The following is a 21,897-nucleotide window of genomic DNA, read 5'->3' on the forward strand; positions in this document are numbered from 1 at the left end:
CCGGTTTCATAAAAGACTTTTCACGCCGTTGCCAACACTTAATTTTACAGACCTCGGTATTTCCGCAAGGAACCTCGCAGGGTGTTTTCTACACCCAATCGGGGACGTCTGAGGAAAAGGGAACCTCCTCATGAAAGACGCTTATTACAGCTTGTCTGAAAAGGTGCCCACCCATGTTGAATGTTCACACACCCACTCAAACCCCATCTCAGCCTCATCTACCGCCCCCGCCTATCAATAATCAATCGCCTGGTTTACACGTCAGCAATCCTTCAGCAAACCTCCAAACCGCTGCGTCCTCCCCCCGCCTCTCACGTGCCAGCACTGGCTTGAAACAGATGATGGCGGACAACCAGAACCTCAGGAGCCTAGGACAAAAACTCAGCGAAACGGCAACACGCTTAGGTGTGAATGCCACACCGCAAGCGATCCTCGCCGCGTTGAAGGCGACGCCGATGGATATTCAACCGGGTTCGTCCTACCCGATAGAAGCAGACGCGGCCGTCACGCTCGACGCCTACATCACGTCCAACAACCTGATGCTCCCCAATAACCATTTCGGCCTGATTGCCTTGGCAGACGCCGTCTTCAACCGTGCGTTAGAGCATCCACTGGGCAATTTAGGCGGTGGGCTGTCCTGGCCGATACCAATGAGCATGCGCAACGAAGAGGCGCTACTTGGTACGCTGAGGCACTACGTGGCGCAGCATCCGAACCCAGCGCAGATAGGCGTAAGCCTTGGCGTTTTGGAATACCTGAACAGCAACCAGCCACCTTCCGGCGAAGCCGCCACCGATCCGGCGAAAGCCTTGGTCGCTATCCTGACCACCCCACGGGCACAGGCGCTGGGGCAAGCCATTCAGACCAAATTGAACGGCGTTGCAACTGACACCAGCGTCAACGAATACACGCTGACCGCTATCAACCTGGCGCTGGATCCAGAATCGATTGACCACGCCCACCCCAGCGCAATCGCCAGTTTCAACCTCGCACAGGAAGCCCACTGGGGCAAACCCGCGTCGGCCGTGGTGACCAGCCTGAGCCAACACCTGATAAAAAAACGCAAAACATCCGCCGCAATGGCCAACGTTGGCGCGTACGTGCTTCTGGCAAGGAAAGCCCCCGAATTACTGATCAAGGACCTGCCGGCCAGCGTGACGTATGGCAGCACCGCGTGGCTCAACCTGTCGATCGCCGCCGCGACGATAGAAGCGCAAACACCGGGAAAGGTGCCGAACATGACCTTTGCCCAGGTCATGTCGGCCGCTGAAGGCGCCAGCCTGCAAGACCTGTCCATCACCCAAAAAGCGCAGAGTGCGGCCCTGCGGGTCTGGGGCGTCGTAAACGGCGTTATCAGCCAGGCCGAAGCCGATCGGTACAACGATGCCGACATCGACAAGGTCAAAACCGCTTTCAATCAACAAGCGAATTTACGGCTAGAAGCCACCGGCCAGATCCAAACCGACATGCCCAGCCGTAAAGACATCGCGTTGGCCAAACTAAAAGAACGGTTTGGCGAGGATGTCCCGTTTGAAGAGAAGCTGCTAACGGTCAAGGACACCAGCCAACCCTACGCGCAACCGCTCTACGACCCCAATCGAGCGCCAGCAGGCCACCATTCGCTCTTGGATATCGCCATGAGCGGGCTGGATCAGTTTTCGTGGGAAACCAAAGACCCGCGCATCCTTGATGCACTGGAAGGTAAGTCCCTGGCATTCGATGTAAACGCCGTCTTTAACTCTCAACTTTCCCAAGCAATCAACTCACGCAAACAAGGCATTGGTACGACGGTCAAACACTTGATCGCTCAGCTCCCGCTGGCAGACAGGCAAAACCTGGAATATGGGAAGCTGGAGTTCTATCAAAACAATACGTACCAGTTGGGTATGGGGTTCACTGGCAGAACCCTTGTAGAGAAAAACGAACAACTGCTGGTTAAAGCCACTGGGGGCAGCGGCGAAACGGTTTACGCGATCGACCTTAAGCAGGGTTCCATCACCACGGTCCCAGGCACCGTATTGACCAAAGAACGTGATCGCGAGTCAAACCTCGTCTATCCAATAGAGCAGTTCCTCCCAACCAACGCCGATGACACCGTTTGGCAGCCAAACAACACTGCGGGGAATCCACTGCCAGTTCCCGACAGCTTTTCAAGCAACCGAACGCAATCCATTGCCGATGCGTTTGTCGAACACCTGGATATTGATAACAAGGACGTGGTCAAGCAGGCCAGGGGAACCACCACCTACGATCAACAGATGGACGTCGAGGAGAAACTGGCGGATTTCTTTCTCGACCTGATTCCCTTGAGATCGGCCATCGTCAACTTCAAGAACGGCAACGTCCTGGACGGTGTTGTCGATCTGGGGATGGATATTTTCGGATTCGTCACTGCCGGCGCAGGTGCAGCAGCGAAAATTGGGAACGTCGCGGTCAAGGGCTTCAGCGCGACAACCAAGGCGGTCCGGGTGGCAAAAATTTTGGGAACCACGCTCATCGGTGAGCTCAACCCAGCGAGCGGGCTGGGTGATCTGGTGCAGGGAGGCGCCAAGCTGATCGGCAAAGGCATCGACACCATCAAGAAAACCAGTGGGGCCTTTACTATGGCAAGGGTCATCGCCAACGAGCATGGGCCCATTACTCACGGCACCTTCAAGATCGCCGACCAGACCTTCCGGGCCGACACCATCCTGTCCAACGGCCAACGGTATGCCTACGACCCCGCGGCGATGAAGCCCTACGGCACGCCTTTGACTGACTTCAACCCGCTCGACACCTTGGCACCCGGCTCCCCCCATACCCACTCCCCGTCCCCTACACAACACCGTCATCGATACAACCCTATGGCCTCCATCGCGCGCCCAGTGCGAGTCAGAAAGCCGTTGCCCGTCGGCGACTACGCAGAAAGTATGCGCGGCAAACTGGAACCGGATCATTTCAAACCCGACACCAAGATGGCGACCATTCAAAAGTTCAAAGATGAAATGAAGGACTATTTTGACGCCATCCAGCAGGCGGGCCTCCCGACGCGACCGACCATCCCGCACATCGCCGGCAACGTCCCTGTCCCTGACCTGATCGAAACAGCGTTGAAAGCCTCGCAAGGCGTGGTATTTGGAGAATCCCACAAGCAGATGGCAAGCTTCCGGGCGCTGTTCGATAACGTCGCCACACTAAAAAACGAGGGCGTTAAAAGAGTTTACTTCGAGGGATTGATAGATATGCCCCAAGGGCTTGTCGACGACGGAATTGGCATCCTTGGTCAAAGCAAGCAGCTTCGAAGCGGCCCGACATTCCAAGAGTTACGCAAAAAGCTGGAGGATAACGGCATAGAGGTCTTGCCTCTTGATCACTACTACCTCACCCGCCACAAAGACCTACGCGGCTTAAAGAAGCCGACCACTACTGGCTCCGCGTCGATCACGCGGCTTGAAGAGTTCAACTATTACGCCGCTGAAACCATCCAGGCCACCTCAGGTGCTGATAAGTGGGCTGCATTGGTAGGGCATTCACATATGAACACCTCCGAAGGTGTGCCCGGCCTCGCTGAGTTGACCGGCAGCATGGGCATTGGTGTGTTTGACAGGCCCAGCGCCACGAACCATTTCGGAACCAGAGTCCTGGGCCATCCACAGGATCCCACCAAACCGGTCGGCAGCGGCGGTATCCCCGGCGATCTACAGATTTACATCAAGCCGTAAACCCAAATCCCACCCGGCACACTAGCGGTCACAGCGCATGGACCACCCCTAGCGCTGCAACCCCGCGCCGGGTGGGGCGCGCCGCTCAACCCATTATCGGCACGGTTTACCGAGACAACTGTCCATGGGCTCCCAGTTGAATTGCCAATCCCAACCGTTTAGCCCTTCACTTTATTTGCACGAGCGTACCTAAAGCTAAGCGTTGCCAAGCCGATAGCCCAACGAAGCTCTAAAAAAGCCGCGTCGATAATAAACGCTTCGTAAGGACGACCCCATGCCCCCAATGCGCTCTATCCAAGCCCGCTATACCCTGTTTCTGGTGCTGTTCGTCCTGGTGCTATTCGTGTTGACCGTCGTGGGTATCGGCCAGTTGGTCGCACCCAAGCTGCGACAGACCGAAGAACAGGTGGTGCTCAACCGCATCAGTGAGGTGGCAGAACAAATTCAGGGCGAACTGAACAAGGTTCAGGCCCAGCAACGCACCATCACCCAAACTATTCCACTGCTCGACAGCGATGCCATCGACAAGGTCCTGCCAGGCCTGGTCGACCAATATGGTGAACTGAAGGTATTTGGTGGTGGTATCTGGCCGCTGCCCAACCAGCGCACGCCGGGCCGCAACAAGCACAGCACGTTCTGGCACCGCGATGCGTCGGGCAAGCTGGCGGTGAACACGTTCTGGAATAGCGACCCCGCGCCCAACTATTACGACCAGAGCTGGTACAAAGGCGGCCTCGCTTCGCCGCGCGGGCAATGCGCCTGGGCGGCTGCCTACAAAGACGACGCCAGCCAGGAGCCGCGCACCAACTGCGCCATGGCGATCCAGCGTGACGGCGCCGCCTATGGCGTGGCCACCATCGACGTGACCCTGGGTTTCTTCAATGACCTGGTGGCCAGCAAGGAAAAAGACATCGGCGGGCAAATGCTGATCGTCGAGGGCGATGGCAAGATCATCAGCAACAGCTCGCGCCTGAGCAGCCCCGTGGTGTTGAAGAACATCAGCGAACTGACCTCCACCTCGGCATTTGCCACCCAGGTCAGCAAAGCCCTGGCCCATCGCGACCAGGCACTGCAACGCAGCGAGTTCGACAATGGCGGCGTGGCCAGCACTTTCTATCTGCGCCCCATCGAAGGCACGCCATGGTTCCTCGCCACCGCCCTGCCCACTTCACTGATCACTGCCCAGCGCGATGACGTGCTCGGCAGTCTGGCGCTGTTGCAGATCCCAATGGTGTTGCTGCTGGTGCTGCTGGCGGCGTATGCGATCCGCCAACTTGTGCAGCGCATGAAGATCCTCAAAACCAATATCGACGCGCTGTCCGCTGGCGATGCCGACCTCACGCGACGTATCACCATCCGCGCCGAAGACGAACTCGGCGCCATCGGTCACTCGGTGAACCACTTCATCGTCTACCTGCAAAACATGATCGGCGAAGTCACCCAGGCCACTGGCGCGATGTCGTCAGGCCTTGAGCAATTGCAACGGACCTCGGCCCACACCAACCAGATCCTGGTGCGTCACGCCTCAGAAACCGACCAGACCGTCACCGCCATCACCGAGATGAGCTCCACCGCCGACAACGTCGCGCAAAACGCGGCCGAAACCGCCTCGTTCACTCAGCGCGCCAATGAGCACGCCGATCGCTCCCGCGTGGTCGTTGGGGAAGCATCCACCAGTGTCAGCGCCTTGATCGGCGAAGTTGCTGCCGCCACCCACACCGTGGAAAACATGCGCCAGGACGCCGCACGCATCACCGAGACCCTCGGGGTGATCGGCGCCATTGCTGGCCAGACCAACCTGTTGGCCCTCAACGCCGCCATTGAAGCGGCGCGGGCCGGTGAGCAAGGTCGGGGCTTTGCAGTGGTTGCCGACGAAGTGCGCGCCTTGGCTGCGCGTACTCAGGCAAGCACGTCGCAGATCAACGAGATGCTGGCACGCCTGACCGCCGGGGTGAGCTCCTCGGTCGCGGCCATGGAAAATACCCAGGCCAGCTGCCAATCGGCAGCGGATGCCACGGCGCGGGTCAACACCGGGCTGGATGAAATGGCGGGTTCCGTGAGCCATATCAACAACCTCAGCACGCAGATCGCCACAGCCGCCGAGCAGCAAAGCGCGGTGACCGAGGAGATCAACCGCAGCATGGTGCAAATCCGACACATGGTCGAAGAGTTGGTACAAAGCGGCCATGCCACCGAAACCAATACCCAGAGCCTGCTGGATGCCAATGGCCGGGTGATCGCCTTGATGGGCCGCTTTAAAGTGCGCTGATCAATTCTCTAAAGGCTCCCGTGCAAAGCGCGGGAGTCGGACTATTCTGACAGTTCCAAGTGTTAAGCCCCGCCACACAGGAGGTGTGCCATGCGCGCTGTCGAGCAGTCGTTCCGCTTGGAGCGGATCAGTCAGGAACGCTTTATCCAAGCCCCCATTGACGCTGTTTACGACTACGTGACCCAACCGGATCGCTGGCATGAATGGCACCCCACATCCCTCGGGGCCGATACCGGCACCACCGGATCGCTCCCCGCCGGTGCACGCTTTACCGAAATGATCGACCTGCTGGGTGTACGCGTGCCCATGAGCTACCGCGTGCAGATCGCCCGTCGTCCCGACGAGTTCAAGACGGTGTTCACATCCCTCGCCGTCGATGGTTCCATCCACTATTTCCTGCTGCCCTTTCACGACGGCACGCTTTTCAAGCGTGTGCTGACCTATGAAACCGAATTGCAGTTGGCCAGCCTGCACGAACGCATGATCGAACTATCAGCGATTGCGCTAGACCAGCTCAGGCACCGCCTGGAAAACGCCAACCTTGTATAACTTTGAAACATTACAACGGCGCCCCCTTCAAAAAAGCGCGGAGAATGCCGGGCTTACTGCCTGGTCTTGGACGAAAACCTGATGAAAACCCCATTGCGATTGGCCCTGCTTTCAGCCCTCTTCACCACCACCCTGGCCCAGGCCGCTGACCTCATCCCCATCGACGTGCACCGTGACGCCAACTGCGGCTGCTGCAAAAAGTGGATCAGCCACCTGGAAAGCAACGGCTTCAAGGTCAACGACCATGTCGAAGCCGACATGAGTGCCGTCAAGCAACGCCTGGGCGTGGCCCCGCGCCTGGGCTCCTGCCACACCGCCGTGATCGACGGCAAATTCGTCGAGGGCCACGTGCCAGCCGATCAAGTGCTGGCTTTGCGCAAGCGCGACGACCTGCTGGGTATTGCCGCACCGGGCATGCCGATGGGTTCGCCCGGCATGGAAATGGACGGGCGCAGCGAGGCCTACCAAGTCATCGGGCTGACCCGGGACGGCAACGATGTCGTGGTGGCTGAGTACCCGGCGCACTGATCGATGCTGATGGGTTACCTCGGGCTGTTCATCGCCGCCTTTGGTGCGGCGACCTTACTCCCATTGCAATCGGAAGCGGTGCTGGTAGGCCTGTTGCTCAGCGGGCATTACGGCCTGTGGTGGCTGCTGGGTATCGCGACCCTGGGCAATGTTCTCGGGTCGCTGGTCAACTGGTGGCTGGGCCGCTGGGTGGAGCACTTCAAGGGTCGGCGCTGGTTTCCGGTCAGCGACAGACAACTGGAAAAAGCGCGCACCCATTACCAGCGCTGGGGACACTGGACGCTGCTGCTCAGTTGGGTGCCGATCATTGGCGACCCGCTGACGTTGGTGGCCGGGGTAATGCGTGAGCCCTTGTGGCGGTTTCTGCTGCTGGTGACCCTGGCTAAAGGCCTGCGCTATGCCGTGCTGGCCGCCGTGACCTTGCAATGGGTGTTAATCCCCACTTAATCCCTCGCAAAGAGCATCCGGACACCCTTCCTGGAGCCCCGCCCATGCCTCTATTCCGCGCTTTTTGCATCGCCGGCCTGCTGACGGCCAGCACAGCGCCTGCGCTCGCGGCCACCTACGGTCCCGAGCTGCAAGGTTTCCAGTACCCCTACCCCCTTGAACATTTCCAGTTCCAATCCCAAGGCGAATCCCTGCAAATGGGCTACATGGACGTGCCGGCCAAAGGCACCGCCAATGGTCGCGCCGTCGTGCTGATGCACGGCAAAAATTTCTGTGGCGCAACGTGGGAAAGCTCGATCAAGGCCCTGAGTGATGCCGGTTACCGAGTGATCGCACCGGACCAGGTCGGTTTTTGCAGCTCCAGCAAACCCGAGCACTACCAGTACAGCTTCCAGCAGTTGGCCCTCAACACCCACCAACTGCTGGAAAAGCTCGGCATTCAAAAGGTCACCCTGCTCGGCCACTCCACCGGCGGCATGCTCGCCACGCGTTACGCGCTGATGTACCCCGAGCAGACTGAGCAGTTGGCGCTGGTCAACCCCATCGGCCTGGAAGACTGGAAAGCCCTGGGCGTGCCTGCGCTCAGCGTCGACCAGTGGTATGCCCGTGAACTGAAAGTCAGCGCCGATGGGATTCGCCAATACCAGCTCAACACGTACTACGTCGGCCGCTGGAAGCCGGAATACGAGCGGTGGGTGGATATGTATGCCGGCCTGAGCAACGGCCCGGGGCATACGCGGGTCGCATGGAACTCGGCGTTGATTTACGACATGATCTTCACCCAGCCGGTGTACTACGAATTCAAGAACCTGCAGATGCCTACCCTCTTGCTGATCGGCACCTCCGACAACACCGCCATCGGCAAGGACGTCGCGCCGCCCGAGGTCAAAGCTAAGCTCGGCAACTACGCGGTGTTGGGCAAAACCGTGGCCAAGCTGATCCCCCACGCAACGCTGGTGGAGTTTCCCGGCCTGGGCCACGCGCCGCAGATGGAAGAACCGGCGAAGTTTCACCAGGCGCTGTTGCAGGGTTTGAACACGCTTTAATCCAACCTTTTTCGAGGCACTCGTGAATGTCGGTACAGATCGCAGTCATTGATGATTGGCAGAATGTGGCCCGTGACGTGGTGGATTGGTCGGTGCTGGAGTCGGTCGGCCAGGTGCACTTCCTGCACGATTACCCGGCCGATACCGCCGTAATGATCGAACGTCTGCAGCCGTTCGAGGTGATTTGCGTGATGCGTGAGCGCACCCCATTCGACGCCGCGCTGTTGCAGGGGCTGCCCAACCTCAAGTTGCTGGTGACCGGCGGCATGCGCAACGCGGCCATCGATATTCCCGCCGCCAAGGCCCTGGGCATTCACGTCTGCGGCACCGACAGCTATAAACAGGCCGCGCCGGAATTGACGTGGGCGTTGATCATGGCCTCCACCCGCAACCTGCTGGCCGAGGCCAACTCCGTGCGCGCCGGGCACTGGCAGGTTGGCCTTGGCGGCGACCTGTACGGGAAGACGCTGGGCATCCTTGGTCTGGGCAGCATCGGCCAGAAGGTCGCGCAATTTGCCCAAGTCTTCGGCATGCGCGTGATTGCCTGGAGTGAAAACCTCACGCCGGAGCGTGCGACACAAGCCGGTGTGAGCTGGGTCAGCAAGCAAGACCTGTTCAAACAGGCCGATATCCTCACCATCCACCTGGTACTCAGCGACCGCACCCGCGGCCTGGTGGATGCCGAGGCGCTGGGCTGGATGAAACCGACGGCGCGTCTGGTGAATACCGCGCGTGGGCCGATTGCGGATGAGCAGGCATTGGTTGAGGCATTGAGCCGTGGTCGCCTGGCGGGGGCTGCACTGGATGTGTATGCCGAGGAGCCGTTGCCGCTGGATCATCCGTTCCGCCGCTTGCCCAACGTGCTGGCCACGCCCCATGTGGGCTATGTGAGCGAGCAGAATTACCGGCAGTTCTACCAGCAGATGATCGAGGATATCCAAGCCTGGGCGAACAACGCGCCCATCCGCCCGCTCGGCTGACGCACCAATACAGGGCGCCTCTCACCGCAGAGGCGCACGCCGCCCCTGTGGTGAGAGGTTTGCTCAGAAAATAAGCTCACATCCTCCTGTCCACGGCCGCCACACCCCCTGTGGTGAGCAGGATTGCTCAGAAAATAAGCTCACAACCTGCTGCGACAGGCGCCACAACCCCTGTGGTGAGCAGGCTTGCCCTGCGCCGGAGTGCGAAGCGCTCCCAAGTGGCTAGCCTTGCTGCATCAGGTACATAGGCGGTGCCCCTAATGGGGCTGCTTCGCAGCCCAGCGCAGGGCAAGCCTGCTCACTACAAATTGCAGCTCAGCTCCTACTGCAAAGTCGCAAACAATCCTTTGGTGAGAGGTTTGCTCAGAAATAAGCTCACAACCTCCTGCCACAGGCGCCACAACCTCTGTGGTGAGCAGGCTTGCCCTGCGCCGGAGTGCGAAGCGCTCCCAAATGGCTCGCCTTGCTGCATCAGGTACATAGGCGGTGCCCCTAATGGGGCTGCTGCGCAGCCCAGCGCAGGGCAAGCCTGCTCACTACAAAATACGGCTCAGCCCTACTCCACAGTCGCAAACAACGCTGTGGTGAGAGGTTTGCTCAGAATAAGCTCACAACCTCCTGCCCACGGGCGCCACAACCCCTGTGGTGAGCAGGCTTGCCCTGCGACGGAGTGCGAAGCGCTCCCAAATGGTTCACCTTGCTGCACCAGGTACATAGGCGGTGCCCCTAATGGGGCTGCTTCGCAGCCCAGCGCAGGGCAAGCCTGCTCACTACAAAATACGGCTCAGCCCCACTCCACAGTCGCAAACAATGCGGTGGTGAGAGGTTTGCTCAGAAATAAGCTCACAACCTCCGGCCCACGGGCACCACGACCTCTGTGGTGAGGAGGCTTGCCCTGCGCCGGAGTGCGAAGCGCTCCCAAATGGTTCACCTTGTTGCACCAGGTACATAGGCGGTGCTCCTAATGGGGCTGCTTCGCAGCCCAGCGCAGGGCAAGCCTGCTCACTACAAAATACGGCTCAGCCCTACTCCACAGTCGCAAACAACGCTGTGGTGAGAGGTTTGCTCAGAAATAAGCTCACAACCTCCTGCCCACGGGCGCCACAACCTCTGTGGTGAGCAGGCTTGCCCTGCGACGGAGTGCGAAGCGCTCCCAAATGGTTCACCTTGCTGCACCAGGTACATAAGCGGTGCCCCTAATGGGGCTGCTTCGCAGCCCAGCGCAGGGCAAGCCTGCTCACTACAAAACCCAGGTCAAACCGCATTACCTCGAAATACACCAGTGCCCCACAAACAATTGGCTAATAACCACTGACTCTCAGGTTAAAAGTTTTTTGTCCTACAAAATCTTCCCAGAAACCCTACAGGCTATGAGGATCTGTCCTAGACTGATGACCGATGGGTCCGTTCCAAAACAAAAACCCCGCAAAAAATCTAAACTTTCCGACTCTGCCATTGGTCCAGTTTTAAGGTAAGGCGAGCACACACGCTTCACAGCACATGCCCGTCCATCCAATCTTTTTTCGCAATCCGTGCAACTGGCATACGCCTTGCCAGTTTGTACAGTGCTTGTGCGCCTGGCCGCAGGATGCGGCCAATCGGAGCTAGTGGCAGCGGGCCATTAGCCGACCAACAAAATGGGAGTGCATTATGATCAGTGCCGCAGTAGATACTCAGGGAGAGCGTTTCAGTCAGCCTGCAGGGGGGCCTACGTCGTTGGCCGACCTGCCAAGCTCTGTGCGGCCGATCGTGAGTCACAACCCGAATCGAAAAAAAGTGCTGTTTGTCACGTCCGAGTTTGCTGACCTGGTGAAAACCGGTGGCCTGGGCGACGTCTCCGCGGCCCTGCCCCGTGCCATGGCTCACCTGCATGATGTGCGCGTGTTGATCCCCGGCTACCCGCAGGTCATGGAAAGCGACAACCCGATCCACATCATCGGTGAACTGGGCGGCCACGCCGCGCTGCCGCCATGCAAGATCGGGCGTATGGACCTCAAGGACGGCCTCGTCATTTATGTGCTGATCTGCCCCGAGCTCTACGAGCGTGAAGGCACGCCTTACGGTGCCAACAACGGCCGCGACTGGCCGGACAACCATATCCGCTTCGCCCGCCTGGGCCTGGCCGCCGCCGACATCGCCGCCAACCTCGCACAGATTCACTGGTGCCCGGACTTGGTGCACGCCCACGACTGGCCTGCTGGCCTGGCCCCGGCGTATATGCACTGGCGTGGGTCACGTACGCCGACCCTGTTCACCATTCATAACTTGGCCTATCAAGGTGTGGTCAGCCTGGCCTCGACGCCAGAGCTGGGTATCCCGCCCCACGCCCTGCAGCAGGAAGGCATGGAGTTCTACGGCAAGATGTCGTTCCTCAAGGCCGGCATGGCTTATTCCAGCCATATCACCACGGTGAGCGCCACCTACGCCCAGGAAATCACCACCCCGGAATTTGGCTGCGGCCTCGACGGTTTTCTCGCCGCCAAGACCCAGCAAGGCCTGCTCAGTGGTATCCCCAACGGTATTGATGAAAGCTGGGAAACCTCCACCGACGAGCACCTGACGCACAACTTCAATATCGGCGACTGGGAAGGCAAGGCAATCAATGCCGCCCACGTGCGCGAATTGTTCGGTCTGCACGATTCCACCGGCCCGCTGTTCGCCGTGGTCTCGCGTCTTGTCTACCAAAAAGGCCTGGACCTGACCGAAGCGGTGGCTGGCTTCATCGTTGAGAACGGCGGCCAGATCGCAATCATCGGGCGCGGCGAACCGGAAGAAGAACAGGCCATGCGTGAACTGGCCCTGCGCTTCCCGGGCCAAGTCGGCGTGCGCATCGGCTTCAACGAAACCGACGCGCGCCGTATGTTTGCCGGCAGCGACTTCCTGCTGATGCCATCGCGCTACGAGCCCTGCGGCTTGAGCCAGATGTACGCCCAGCGCTTCGGCTCACTGCCGGTGGCACGCAATACCGGCGGGCTGGCAGACACTATCGAAAATGGCGTCACCGGGTTCCTGTTCAATGAATCCACGGTGGAAAGTTATGAAGAAGCCCTGAGCCGCGCGTTCAAGGTCTTCGCTTTCCCAGGCCTGCTCAACGCCATGCGTTGCCGTGCCATGACCCAACCGTTCAATTGGTGCCAGGCAGTCGAACCCTACGCCGAACTCTACGAACAACTTGTGGCCAAGGCCCTGGGGAAATCAGTCAAGTAATCAAGGGAGGCCTCTATAGATGCCGTTACGGACTCTAGAAACCTGGCCCCACGGCGCAATCATGCTGGACGCGCAACACACGCGTTTTGCCTTGTGGGCGCCAGACGCGTTTTATGTCAGCGTTGAATTGGAAGACGGCAAATCAGTTGCCATGCTGCCGCAGGCAGAGGGCTGGTTTGAAGTAGAAATAAAGTGCCCGGCGGGCACGCGCTACCGCTACAACATCGACGGGGAAAAAGACGTGCCCGACCCCGCATCCCGGGCCCAAGCGTGCGATGTGCACGGTTGGAGCCGGGTGGTTGACCCCCTCGCCTATAAATGGCGGCACAGCCAATGGCAAGGTCGCCCGTGGCATGAAGCGGTGATCTACGAGCTGCATGTCGGCGCAATGGGAGGCTACGCCGGCGTGGAGAAACACCTGCCACGCCTGGCCGAGCTGGGCGTCACGGCCATTGAGTTGATGCCCTTGGCGCAGTTCCCCGGCGAACGCAACTGGGGCTACGACGGGGTTCTACCCTACGCGCCCCATTCCTCGTACGGCACGCCTGAGCAGCTCAAGCACTTGATCGACAGCGCTCACGAGCACGGCCTGGCCGTGATCCTCGACGTGGTCTACAACCACTTCGGTCCTGACGGCAACTACCTGGGCCAATACGCCCAAGGCTTCTTTCGCGAAGACGTGCACACCCCCTGGGGCGCGGGGATCGATTTCGAGCGCCGCGAGGTGCGCCACTTTTTCCTCGACAACGCACTGATGTGGCTGATGGAGTACCGCTTCGACGGCCTGCGCCTGGATGCCGTGCACGCCATCGACAATCCCGGTTTCCTGCAACAACTGGCGCAGCGTGTGCGCCAGCAGGTCGACACCGGTCGCCACGTTTGGCTGGTGCTGGAGAACGAATTCAACCAGGCCAGCCTGCTGGAGCATGATTTCGATGCACAGTGGAATGACGACGGCCATAACGCGCTGCACGTGCTGCTCACCGGTGAAACCGACGCCTATTACAGCGACTTCGCCGCAGACACCACAGCCAAGCTGGCGCGCTGCCTGGGCGAAGGGTTCATCTACCAAGGCGAGACCACACGCCATGGTCACACCCGTGGCGAACCCAGCGCGCACCTTCCACCCAGTGCCTTTGTGCTGTTTTTGCAGAACCACGACCAGATCGGCAACCGCGCCTTGGGCGAACGCCTGCATCAACTGTGCTCGCCTCAGGCACTCAAGGCCGCGACCACGTTGCTGCTGCTGTCGCCGATGATCCCGCTGATGTTCATGGGCGATGAAGTCAACGCCAAAGAGCCCTTCCTATTTTTCACCGACCACCACGGCGAACTGGCCGAAGCGGTACGTGAAGGCCGGCGCAACGAGTTTGCCGACTTCGCCGCATTCCAGGATCCCGAGCGACGCGAACGCATCCCTGACCCCAACGCCCTGCCTACCTTCCAGCAATCAAACCCGACATTTACCGACAGCGAACAGGCGCAGTTCTACCGCCAACTGCTGAGCCTGCGCCATCGCCACCTCGTGCCGCACTTGCCCGGCAGTGTGGCGCTGGGCGCCCAAGTGCTGGCGGACGGCGCTGTAACAGCCCGCTGGCGATTGGGCAATGGCAGCCTGTTGCAGATCGACCTGAACCTCAGTGCCACGCCCGTGAATCATCCGGCGCCGGAGCACCTACTTTTTGCCACGCCTGCTGAGCAAGGCGCGCAACTGCCGCCGTACAGCGCGCGCGTCAGCCTTTCCCCTGTTGGAGAACACCCTTGAGTGAAGCGAACCTGGAAATCCTCGCCAGCCGCGCAGGCCTGGCCGTCGATTGGATCGACGCCAACGGCCGCCCGCAACGCGTGACACCCGATGCCCTTCGCGCTGTCCTCAAAGGCCTCGGTCACCCGGCCGACAGCGACGCAGAGATCAATACCAGCCTGCTGGAACTGGAGCGGGCGCAACAAGACAAACACCTGCCGCCCTTGATGACTGTCGACAGCGGCGACGGCCTTGACTTGGCGCACTACTTCGAACCCGACACCCTGTGCCGTGTCAGCCTGGAAGACGGCGAAACCCTGGACCTGCGCCTGGACGGCGCCGCCGTGCTGCCGGGCATCATCGCCCTGGGCTACCACCAGGTGCACATCAACGACCAGACCTTCACGCTGGCCGTCGCCCCCACTCACTGCTACAGCGTCGCCGACTCGGTCGACAGCCAGCCCGCCCGCGCCTGGGGCCTGAGTGCGCAGCTGTACTCGCTGCGCCGCCTGGGCGATGGTGGCTTCGGCGACACCCTGGCCCTGGAACACCTGGCCCGTTCTGCCGCCGAGCGCGGCGCCGATGCCCTGGCAATCAGCCCGATGCACGCGATGTTCAGCGCCGACACAGGGCGCTACAGCCCCTATTCGCCGTCCAGCCGTTTGTTCCTCAACAGTTTGTATGCCTCGCCCGGCTGCATCCTTGGCGAACGTGAAGTGCGCAACGCCATCGACGCCCTTGGTCTGGAGGATGAGCTGCACGCTCTGGAGCAACACACCCTGATCGACTGGCCCGCCGCCGCCAAAGCCAAGCAACGCCTATTGCGCGCGCTGTACGAAGACTTCCGCCACGGCCAGCATCCGCAACATGCCGACTTTCTGAGTTTCCGCCAGGCCGGCGGTGAAGCCCTGGAAAATCACTGTCGCTTTGAAGCGGTGCAAGCTGTGCGCGCGGCCGCCGGCGAAGCGCTCGACTGGCGCCACTGGCCGCAGGAGTGGCGTACCCCGCAGAGCCCGGCGCTGGCGAAGTTCGCCGAGGACAACCGAGAAGAGATCGGCTACTTCGCCTTCACCCAATGGCTGATCGCCCGCTGCCTTGAGCGCGCGCAACAAGCCGCCAAGGGCAGTGGCATGGGCGTTGGCTTGATCGCCGACCTGGCGGTGGGAGCTGACGGCGGTGGCAGCCAGGCCTGGAGCCGCCAGGATGAACTGCTGGCCAACCTGACCGTGGGCGCGCCGCCGGACATCCTCAACCGTGCGGGCCAGGGCTGGGGCATTTCCGCGTTCTCGCCGGAAGGCCTCCAGCGCAATGGGTTCCGCGCATTTATCGAGATGCTGCGCGCCAACTTTGCCCATGCCGGTGGTTTACGCATCGACCATGTGATGGGCCTGCAACGTCTGTGGGTCATCCCCATGGACGCATCCCCTCGCGAAGGCGCTTACCTGTATTACCCGGTGGACGACCTGTTGCGTCTGTTGGCGCTGGAATCTCACCGCCATCAAGCCATCGTCCTCGGTGAAGACCTCGGCACTGTGCCCGACGGCCTGCGCGAAAAACTCAGCAGCCGCTCTATCCTGGGGATGCGTGTGCTGCTCTTCGAGCAAGGCCACGATGGTCAGTTCACGCCGATTCTCGACTGGCCGAACAACGCCCTGGCCACTACCAGCACCCACGATTTGCCCACGCTCAATGGTTGGTGGCACAGCCGCGACATCGATTGGAACATCCAACTCGGCCTGATCGATGCGCCCACCGTGGAGCAATGGAGCGAACACCGCCTGCGCGAACGCCAGGCCCTGCGCCAGGCCTTGAGCCAGGACCCGCAGAACTTCGTTGACGAGATCCGTAACGAAACCGACCACATGATCGACGCCAGCGTGCGCTACCTCGGCCATACCCGTGCGCCGTTGGTGTTGTTGCCACTGGAAGACGCCCTGGGCGTCGAAGAACAAGCCAACCTGCCCGGCACCACCGATACCCATCCCAATTGGCGCCGACGCCTGGCGGGTGAGGCTTCAAGTTTGCTGGACAATGCCGGAGCCGCGCGCCGCCTTGAACTATTGGCCGTCGCGCGCAACCAGGCCTATGAGCGTGACCGATGAAGACACTGCCCCTGCGCGCCACCCAGCGCCTTCAATTTCATAAAGGCTTTACGTTGGACGATGCGGTGCCGCTGGTGCCGTATTTCGCCGAGTTAGGCATCAGCCATCTTTACGCCTCGCCCCTGCTCAGCGCCCGCGCCGGGTCCATGCACGGCTACGACGTGGTCGACCCGACCCGCGTCAACCCGGAACTGGGCGGTGAACCCGCCTTGCGCCGCCTGGTCGCCGCCCTGCGTGAACACGACATGGGGCTGATCCTCGATATCGTCTCCAACCATATGGCCGTTGGCGGTGCCGATAACCCGTGGTGGCTGGACCTGCTGGAGTGGGGCCGCCTGAGCCCGTACAGCGAGTTCTTCGACATCCAGTGGCACTCGCCCGACCCGCTGCTCAAGGGTCAACTGTTGATGCCGTTTCTGGGCAGCGACTACGGCGAAGCGTTACAGACCGGCACCCTGACATTGCATTTCGATGCGGTCCACGGCGCATTTTATGTCGAGCATTACGAGCATCGCTTCCCAATCTGCCCACGGGATTACGCGTTGATCCTGGGCAGCGATGAAACGCTCAAACCCCTGGCTGACCGTTTCGCCGCCCTCGCCTATCAGGACGACACCTACGCCGAAGCCGCCTGGCTCAAGCAGGCGCTGGCCGAGCGGGCGACTGAAGTCCTGGCGGCTATCGAAGACCGCTTGACCCAGTTCGATGGGCGCCAACCCGAGGGTTTCAATCGCCTGCATCAGTTGCTCGAACAACAGGCCTACCGCCTGGCGAGCTGGCGCACGGCGGCAGACGATATCAACTGGCGGCGCTTCTTCGACGTCAATGAGCTGGGTGGCCTGCGCGTAGAACGCACGGCGGTGTTCGAGGCCACCCACGGCAAGATTTTCGAACTGATCAGCGAAGGTTTGGTGGATGGGTTACGTATCGACCATATCGATGGCCTGGCCGACCCGCGGGGTTATTGCCGCAAGCTGCGTCGCCGAGTGGACGCCCTGGCGCCTGGGCGGCACTTGCCGATCTTTGTCGAGAAGATCCTCGGTGAAGGCGAAACCCTGCGTGAGGATTGGTGTGTGGACGGCACCACCGGCTATGAATTCATGGACCAACTGTCCTTGCTGCAACACCAGCCGGACGGCTTTGCACCGCTGGCCGAGCTGTGGACACGCCATACCGAACGGCCCTCAGCGTTTATCGAAGAAGCCCGTCTGGCCCGCCAGCAGATCCTCAACGGCTCGTTGGGCGGGGACTTTGAAAGCGTCGCCCAAGCGCTCCTGCAAGTGGCCCGCGACGATGTGATGACCCGCGACCTGACCCTGGGCGCGATTCGCCGCGCCCTGCAGGAGCTGATCGTGCACTTCCCGGTGTACCGCACTTACATCAGCGCCTTGGGCCGCAGCGCCGCCGACGACGCGGTGTTCCAGCAGGCCATGGACGGTGCCCGCACCACCTTGAGCGAGGGCGACTGGCCGGTGCTGGATCACCTCGAAAAATCCCTCGGCGGCCAACCTTGGCGCCAACGTCCGGTGGGCCGTGAGCGCAAGATACTCAAGCATGCCTGCGTACGCTTCCAGCAACTGACCTCGCCCGCGGCCGCCAAAGCCGTGGAAGACACCGCGTTCTATCGCTCAGCGGTGCTGCTGTCGCGCAATGATGTGGGCTTCAGTACTGAGCAGTTCAGCGCACCGTTGACCGAATTCCATTCGATCAACCAACAGCGCTTGGAAGCCTTCCCGGATAACCTGCTGGCCACCGCCACCCACGACCACAAACGCGGCGAAGACACCCGCGCTCGACTGGCAGTGCTCAGCGAGTGCGCCGACTGGTACGTGGAACAGGTTGAGCAGTGGCGCACCCTGGCAGCACCGTTACGCAGCGATGCCGACACTCCGTCGGCCGGTGATGAGCTGATCCTCTACCAAGTGCTGCTGGGCAGTTGGCCGCTGGACCAGGGTGATGACTTCGACGGCTATCAACAACGCCTCTGGCAGTGGCAACAAAAGGCCCTGCGCGAAGCCAAATTGAACAGCAGTTGGAGTGCGCCCAACGACGCCTACGAACAAGGCGTGGAAGCGTTTCTGTCGCGTCTATTGCTCAGTGAAGAAGGTCGCACGTTGCGCACCGCGATTGCGGCGGCTGCCCAGGCGATTGCCCCGGCCGGGGCGCTCAACGGGCTGGCGCAATCCTTGCTTCGCATGACTGTGCCGGGTGTACCAGACCTGTACCAGGGCGCTGAGTTCTGGGACTTCAGCCTGGTGGATCCGGACAACCGTCGTCCGGTGGATTTCAGTGCACGACAACGGGCACTCGAGACCCCAACGGACATCGGCGAACTGTTGTTCAACTGGCGTGACGGGCGCATCAAACAGGCGGTGATTGCCCAGGTGCTGGCCTTGCGCAAGGCCCAGCCTGAGCTGTTTCGCAACGGTACCTACACACCGCTGGAAGTGGTCGGCCAGCATGCCGAGCGGGTGGTCGCATTCTGTCGCGAACACCAGGGCAAACGCCTGCTGGTAGTGGTTCCACGCTGGTCACATCACCTGCTGGAGAACGGTGTGTATCCCCAGATCAATGCGCAGGTTTGGGGCGATACGCGGCTGAAATTACCGTTCGCCGCACCAACTCAAAACTGGAAGGGACTTTTTCATACAGGCGCAGTCACACCAGACAAGGAGCTGTTGATCAGCACTGCCCTGGGGGATTTCCCGGTCAATGTCTTTATCAATCCTGATGATCAAGAAAGCTGAAAATTTTCTGTGAGGAGCATTGTGATGAGTACTGAAGACAAACGCATACGCGAACTGGCGCATCAGATCTGGGAGTCTGAAGGTAAGCCCCATGGTGAAGATGCGCGCCACTGGGAGATGGCGCGCAAACTGGCCGAAGCCGAAGCGCTGACGCCGAGTAAACCCAAGGCTGGCGCCAAGCCGAAGGCCGCGCCCAAGCCGCCCGCCAAATCCAAACCGCCGGCTCCGGTTGCCAGCAAGCCGACACCTCCTGCGGCGAAAAAGCCCTCGGCTCCGAAAAAGCCAAAGCCTTAATCCTATCAACCGCCTGCCGACGCGTTCGGCAGGCGGTTACTTCATCACGCTGATTGTGAGCTGAACGTTCGTCAGCCTGGCGGCGTTCGGCCTGAAAAAAGACCCTTGCAGGAGCAACTTGAATGAGCAAACCCGACAAAAACCAAGCGACGCAGGAACATGAGCCGTCGCGGATTCGCGAAGGTTTGCCCTTCCCGCTCGGTGCCACCTGGGACGGCCTGGGTGTCAACTTTGCGCTGTTTTCGGCCAACGCCACCAAGGTGGAACTGTGCCTGTTCGACGACGCCGGCGAAGTAGAGCTGGAGCGCATCGAGCTGCCGGAATACACCGACGAAATCTTCCACGGTTACTTGCCCGATGCCCATCCAGGACTGATTTACGGTTATCGGGTATACGGCGCCTACGATCCGGCCAATGGTCATCGTTTCAACCACCACAAATTGCTGATCGACCCCTACGCCAAACAGTTGGTAGGTGAGCTCAAATGGTCCGAAGCGCTGTTCGGCTACACCATCGGCCATCCCGACGACGACCTCAGTTTCGACGAGCGTGACAGCGCGCCGTTCGTGCCCAAGTGCAAGGTCATCGATCCGGCACACACCTGGGGTAACGACCAGCCGGTGCGGGTGCCATGGGACCGTACGATCATTTATGAAACCCACCTGCGCGGCATCAGCATGCGTCACCCCTCGGTGGGTGAATCCGTGCGCGGCACGTGCGCCGGGTTGATGGAAGACGATGTGCTCAAGCACATTCGCCAGTTGGGTATTTCGTCGGTGGAGCTGCTGCCGGTGCACGCCTTCGTTAACGACCAGCACCTGCTGGAAAAAGGCATGACCAACTACTGGGGCTACAACAGCATCGCGTTTTTCGCCCCCGACCCGCGCTACCTGGCCAGCGGCAAGATCGCCGAGTTCAAGGAGATGGTCGCGCACCTGCACGAACAGAAGCTGGAAGTGATCCTCGACGTGGTCTACAACCACACCGCCGAAGGCAACGAGCGCGGTCCGACTCTGTCCATGCGCGGCATCGACAATGCCTCGTACTACCGGTTGATGCCTGACGACAAGCGCTTCTACATCAACGATTCCGGCACCGGTAACACCCTGGACCTGAGTCACCCGTGCGTGCTGCAAATGGTCACTGACTCCTTGCGGTACTGGGCCAACGAGATGCATGTCGACGGTTTCCGCTTCGACCTGGCAACGATCCTTGGCCGCTATCGCGATGGTTTCGACGAGCGCCACAGTTTCCTCGTGGCCTGCCGCCAGGACCCGGTATTGCGTCAGCTCAAACTGATCGCTGAGCCTTGGGACTGCGGCCCGGGCGGCTATCAAGTGGGCAATTTCCCACCGGGCTGGGTGGAATGGAACGACCGCTTCCGCGACACCGTGCGCGCATTCTGGAAAGGCGACGACGGCCAGCTCGCGGACTTCGCCGGGCGCATGACCGCCTCGGGCGAGATGTTCAATCATCGCGGTCGCCGCCCGTACAGCTCGGTGAATTTCATCACCGCTCACGACGGTTTCACCCTGCATGATCTCGTGTCGTACAACGACAAGCACAACGAAGACAACGACGAGAACAACCAGGACGGCAGCAACAACAACCTGTCCTGGAACCACGGCGTTGAAGGCCCCACCGACGACCCGGAAATCAACGCGCTGCGCCTGCGCCAGATGCGTAACTTCTTCGCCACTCTGCTGCTGGCCCAAGGTACGCCGATGATCGTCGCCGGTGACGAATTCGCCCGCACTCAGCACGGCAACAACAATGCCTATTGCCAGGACAGCGAGATCGGCTGGGTCAACTGGGAATTGGACGATGACGGCAAGTCGCTGCTCAAGTTCGTCAAACGCTTAATCAAGCTACGCTTGGCCTACCCGATCCTGCGACGTGGACGCTTCCTGGTCGGCGACTATAACGAAGACATCGGCGTGAAGGACGTAACCTGGCTCGCACCCGACGGCAACGAAATGACCACCGAACAGTGGGAAGACAGCCACGGTCGCTGCCTCGGCATGTTGATGGACGGCCGCGCCCAGGAAACCGGGATTCGTCGCGCCGGTGCCGATGCGACTTTGTTGCTGGTGGTCAACGCGCACCACGACATGGTCAATTTCCGCCTGCCGCCAGTGCCCGAGGGTGAGTTCTGGACCTGCATGCTCGATACCAATGACACCGCAGTACGCGGTCAGGAACGCTTTGATTTTGAACATGAATACGCGGTGACCGGCCGCTCGCTGTTGTTGTTTGAACTGCAGCGCGAAGACGAGGTGTGAG

The 21,897-nt window shown here is 60.6% G+C and carries 12 protein-coding genes and 2 pseudogenes; all 14 read left to right on the forward strand.

Translation table 11 applies throughout. The features are described 5' to 3' along the window. The first annotated feature begins 338 nt into the window (after positions 1-338). The 14 genes and pseudogenes from BW43_RS21265 to glgX all read left to right on the forward strand — a co-directional run bounded on the left by BW43_RS21265 (position 339) and on the right by glgX (position 21,896). Positions 339-3,701, forward strand: coding sequence for a membrane-targeted effector domain-containing toxin (locus BW43_RS21265; protein WP_155989941.1), 3,363 nt, complete (start codon positions 339-341; stop codon positions 3,699-3,701). A gap of 283 nt (positions 3,702-3,984) precedes the next feature. Beyond that, a pseudogene (locus BW43_RS29495) lies at positions 3,985-5,109 on the forward strand (cache and HAMP domain-containing protein); the annotation flags it as partial. 345 nt (positions 5,110-5,454) lie between these two features. Next, positions 5,455-5,970, forward strand: a pseudogene (locus BW43_RS29500) (methyl-accepting chemotaxis protein); the annotation flags it as partial. 90 nt (positions 5,971-6,060) lie between these two features. Beyond that, positions 6,061-6,519, forward strand: coding sequence for an SRPBCC family protein (locus tag BW43_RS21255; protein WP_032885248.1), 459 nt, complete (start codon positions 6,061-6,063; stop codon positions 6,517-6,519). A gap of 81 nt (positions 6,520-6,600) precedes the next feature. After that, entirely contained in the window at positions 6,601-7,047 is a 447-nt protein-coding gene (locus BW43_RS21250) for a DUF411 domain-containing protein (protein WP_032885249.1), read from the forward strand. Positions 7,048-7,050: 3 nt separating this feature from the next. Continuing rightward, positions 7,051-7,494, forward strand: coding sequence for a YqaA family protein (locus BW43_RS21245; protein WP_032885250.1), 444 nt, complete (start codon positions 7,051-7,053; stop codon positions 7,492-7,494). A 44-nt stretch (positions 7,495-7,538) separates the two neighbouring features. Continuing rightward, positions 7,539-8,540 (forward strand): alpha/beta fold hydrolase, encoded by a 1,002-nt coding sequence (locus tag BW43_RS21240; protein ID WP_032885251.1) that lies wholly within the window; start codon positions 7,539-7,541, stop codon positions 8,538-8,540. 26 nt (positions 8,541-8,566) lie between these two features. Continuing rightward, the gene (locus BW43_RS21235) at positions 8,567-9,520 is read left to right on the forward strand and encodes a D-2-hydroxyacid dehydrogenase family protein (RefSeq protein WP_032885252.1); all 954 of its coding nucleotides are present in this window, start codon (positions 8,567-8,569) and stop codon (positions 9,518-9,520) included. 1,650 nt (positions 9,521-11,170) lie between these two features. Beyond that, positions 11,171-12,727 carry a glycogen synthase GlgA gene (gene glgA / locus BW43_RS21230; RefSeq protein ID WP_081797612.1) on the forward strand — a complete coding sequence of 519 codons (1,557 nt, stop codon included), beginning with the start codon at positions 11,171-11,173 and terminating at the stop codon, positions 12,725-12,727. A 19-nt stretch (positions 12,728-12,746) separates the two neighbouring features. Then, positions 12,747-14,492: a malto-oligosyltrehalose trehalohydrolase gene (gene treZ / locus BW43_RS21225; protein ID WP_032885254.1), complete on the forward strand. Its 1,746-nt coding sequence runs from the start codon at positions 12,747-12,749 to the stop codon at positions 14,490-14,492. Then, positions 14,489-16,573, forward strand: a complete 2,085-nt coding sequence (gene malQ / locus BW43_RS21220) for a 4-alpha-glucanotransferase (protein ID WP_032885256.1) — start codon at positions 14,489-14,491, stop codon at positions 16,571-16,573. The genes treZ and malQ overlap by 4 nt, the downstream gene beginning before the upstream one ends. Further along, on the forward strand, positions 16,570-19,320 hold the full coding sequence (locus tag BW43_RS21215; RefSeq protein ID WP_032885258.1) for a malto-oligosyltrehalose synthase: 2,751 nt from the start codon (positions 16,570-16,572) through the stop codon (positions 19,318-19,320). Before malQ ends, BW43_RS21215 begins: the two co-directional genes overlap by 4 nt. 24 nt (positions 19,321-19,344) lie before the next feature. Next, positions 19,345-19,614: a DUF2934 domain-containing protein gene (locus BW43_RS21210; RefSeq protein ID WP_032885260.1), complete on the forward strand. Its 270-nt coding sequence runs from the start codon at positions 19,345-19,347 to the stop codon at positions 19,612-19,614. Positions 19,615-19,736: 122 nt separating this feature from the next. Next, a complete protein-coding gene (glgX, locus tag BW43_RS21205) occupies positions 19,737-21,896 on the forward strand; it encodes a glycogen debranching protein GlgX (RefSeq protein WP_032885261.1) in 2,160 nt (719 codons plus the stop codon). The last annotated feature ends 1 nt before the right edge of the window (position 21,897 follow it).

Source organism: Pseudomonas sp. RIT357, assembly GCF_000632245.1.
Lineage (GTDB): Bacteria > Pseudomonadota > Gammaproteobacteria > Pseudomonadales > Pseudomonadaceae > Aquipseudomonas > Aquipseudomonas sivasensis.

Coding starts and splice junctions, on each gene's coding strand:
- BW43_RS21215 (WP_032885258.1), top strand. CDS start 16,570: ATGAAGACACTGCCCCTGCGCGCCACCCAGCGCCTTCAATTTCATAAA.
- BW43_RS21235 (WP_032885252.1), top strand. CDS start 8,567: ATGTCGGTACAGATCGCAGTCATTGATGATTGGCAGAATGTGGCCCGT.
- BW43_RS21245 (WP_032885250.1), top strand. CDS start 7,051: ATGCTGATGGGTTACCTCGGGCTGTTCATCGCCGCCTTTGGTGCGGCG.
- glgX (WP_032885261.1), top strand. CDS start 19,737: ATGAGCAAACCCGACAAAAACCAAGCGACGCAGGAACATGAGCCGTCG.
- BW43_RS21265 (WP_155989941.1), top strand. CDS start 339: ATGATGGCGGACAACCAGAACCTCAGGAGCCTAGGACAAAAACTCAGC.
- BW43_RS21240 (WP_032885251.1), top strand. CDS start 7,539: ATGCCTCTATTCCGCGCTTTTTGCATCGCCGGCCTGCTGACGGCCAGC.
- BW43_RS21250 (WP_032885249.1), top strand. CDS start 6,601: ATGAAAACCCCATTGCGATTGGCCCTGCTTTCAGCCCTCTTCACCACC.
- treZ (WP_032885254.1), top strand. CDS start 12,747: ATGCCGTTACGGACTCTAGAAACCTGGCCCCACGGCGCAATCATGCTG.
- BW43_RS21255 (WP_032885248.1), top strand. CDS start 6,061: ATGCGCGCTGTCGAGCAGTCGTTCCGCTTGGAGCGGATCAGTCAGGAA.
- BW43_RS21210 (WP_032885260.1), top strand. CDS start 19,345: ATGAGTACTGAAGACAAACGCATACGCGAACTGGCGCATCAGATCTGG.
- glgA (WP_081797612.1), top strand. CDS start 11,171: ATGATCAGTGCCGCAGTAGATACTCAGGGAGAGCGTTTCAGTCAGCCT.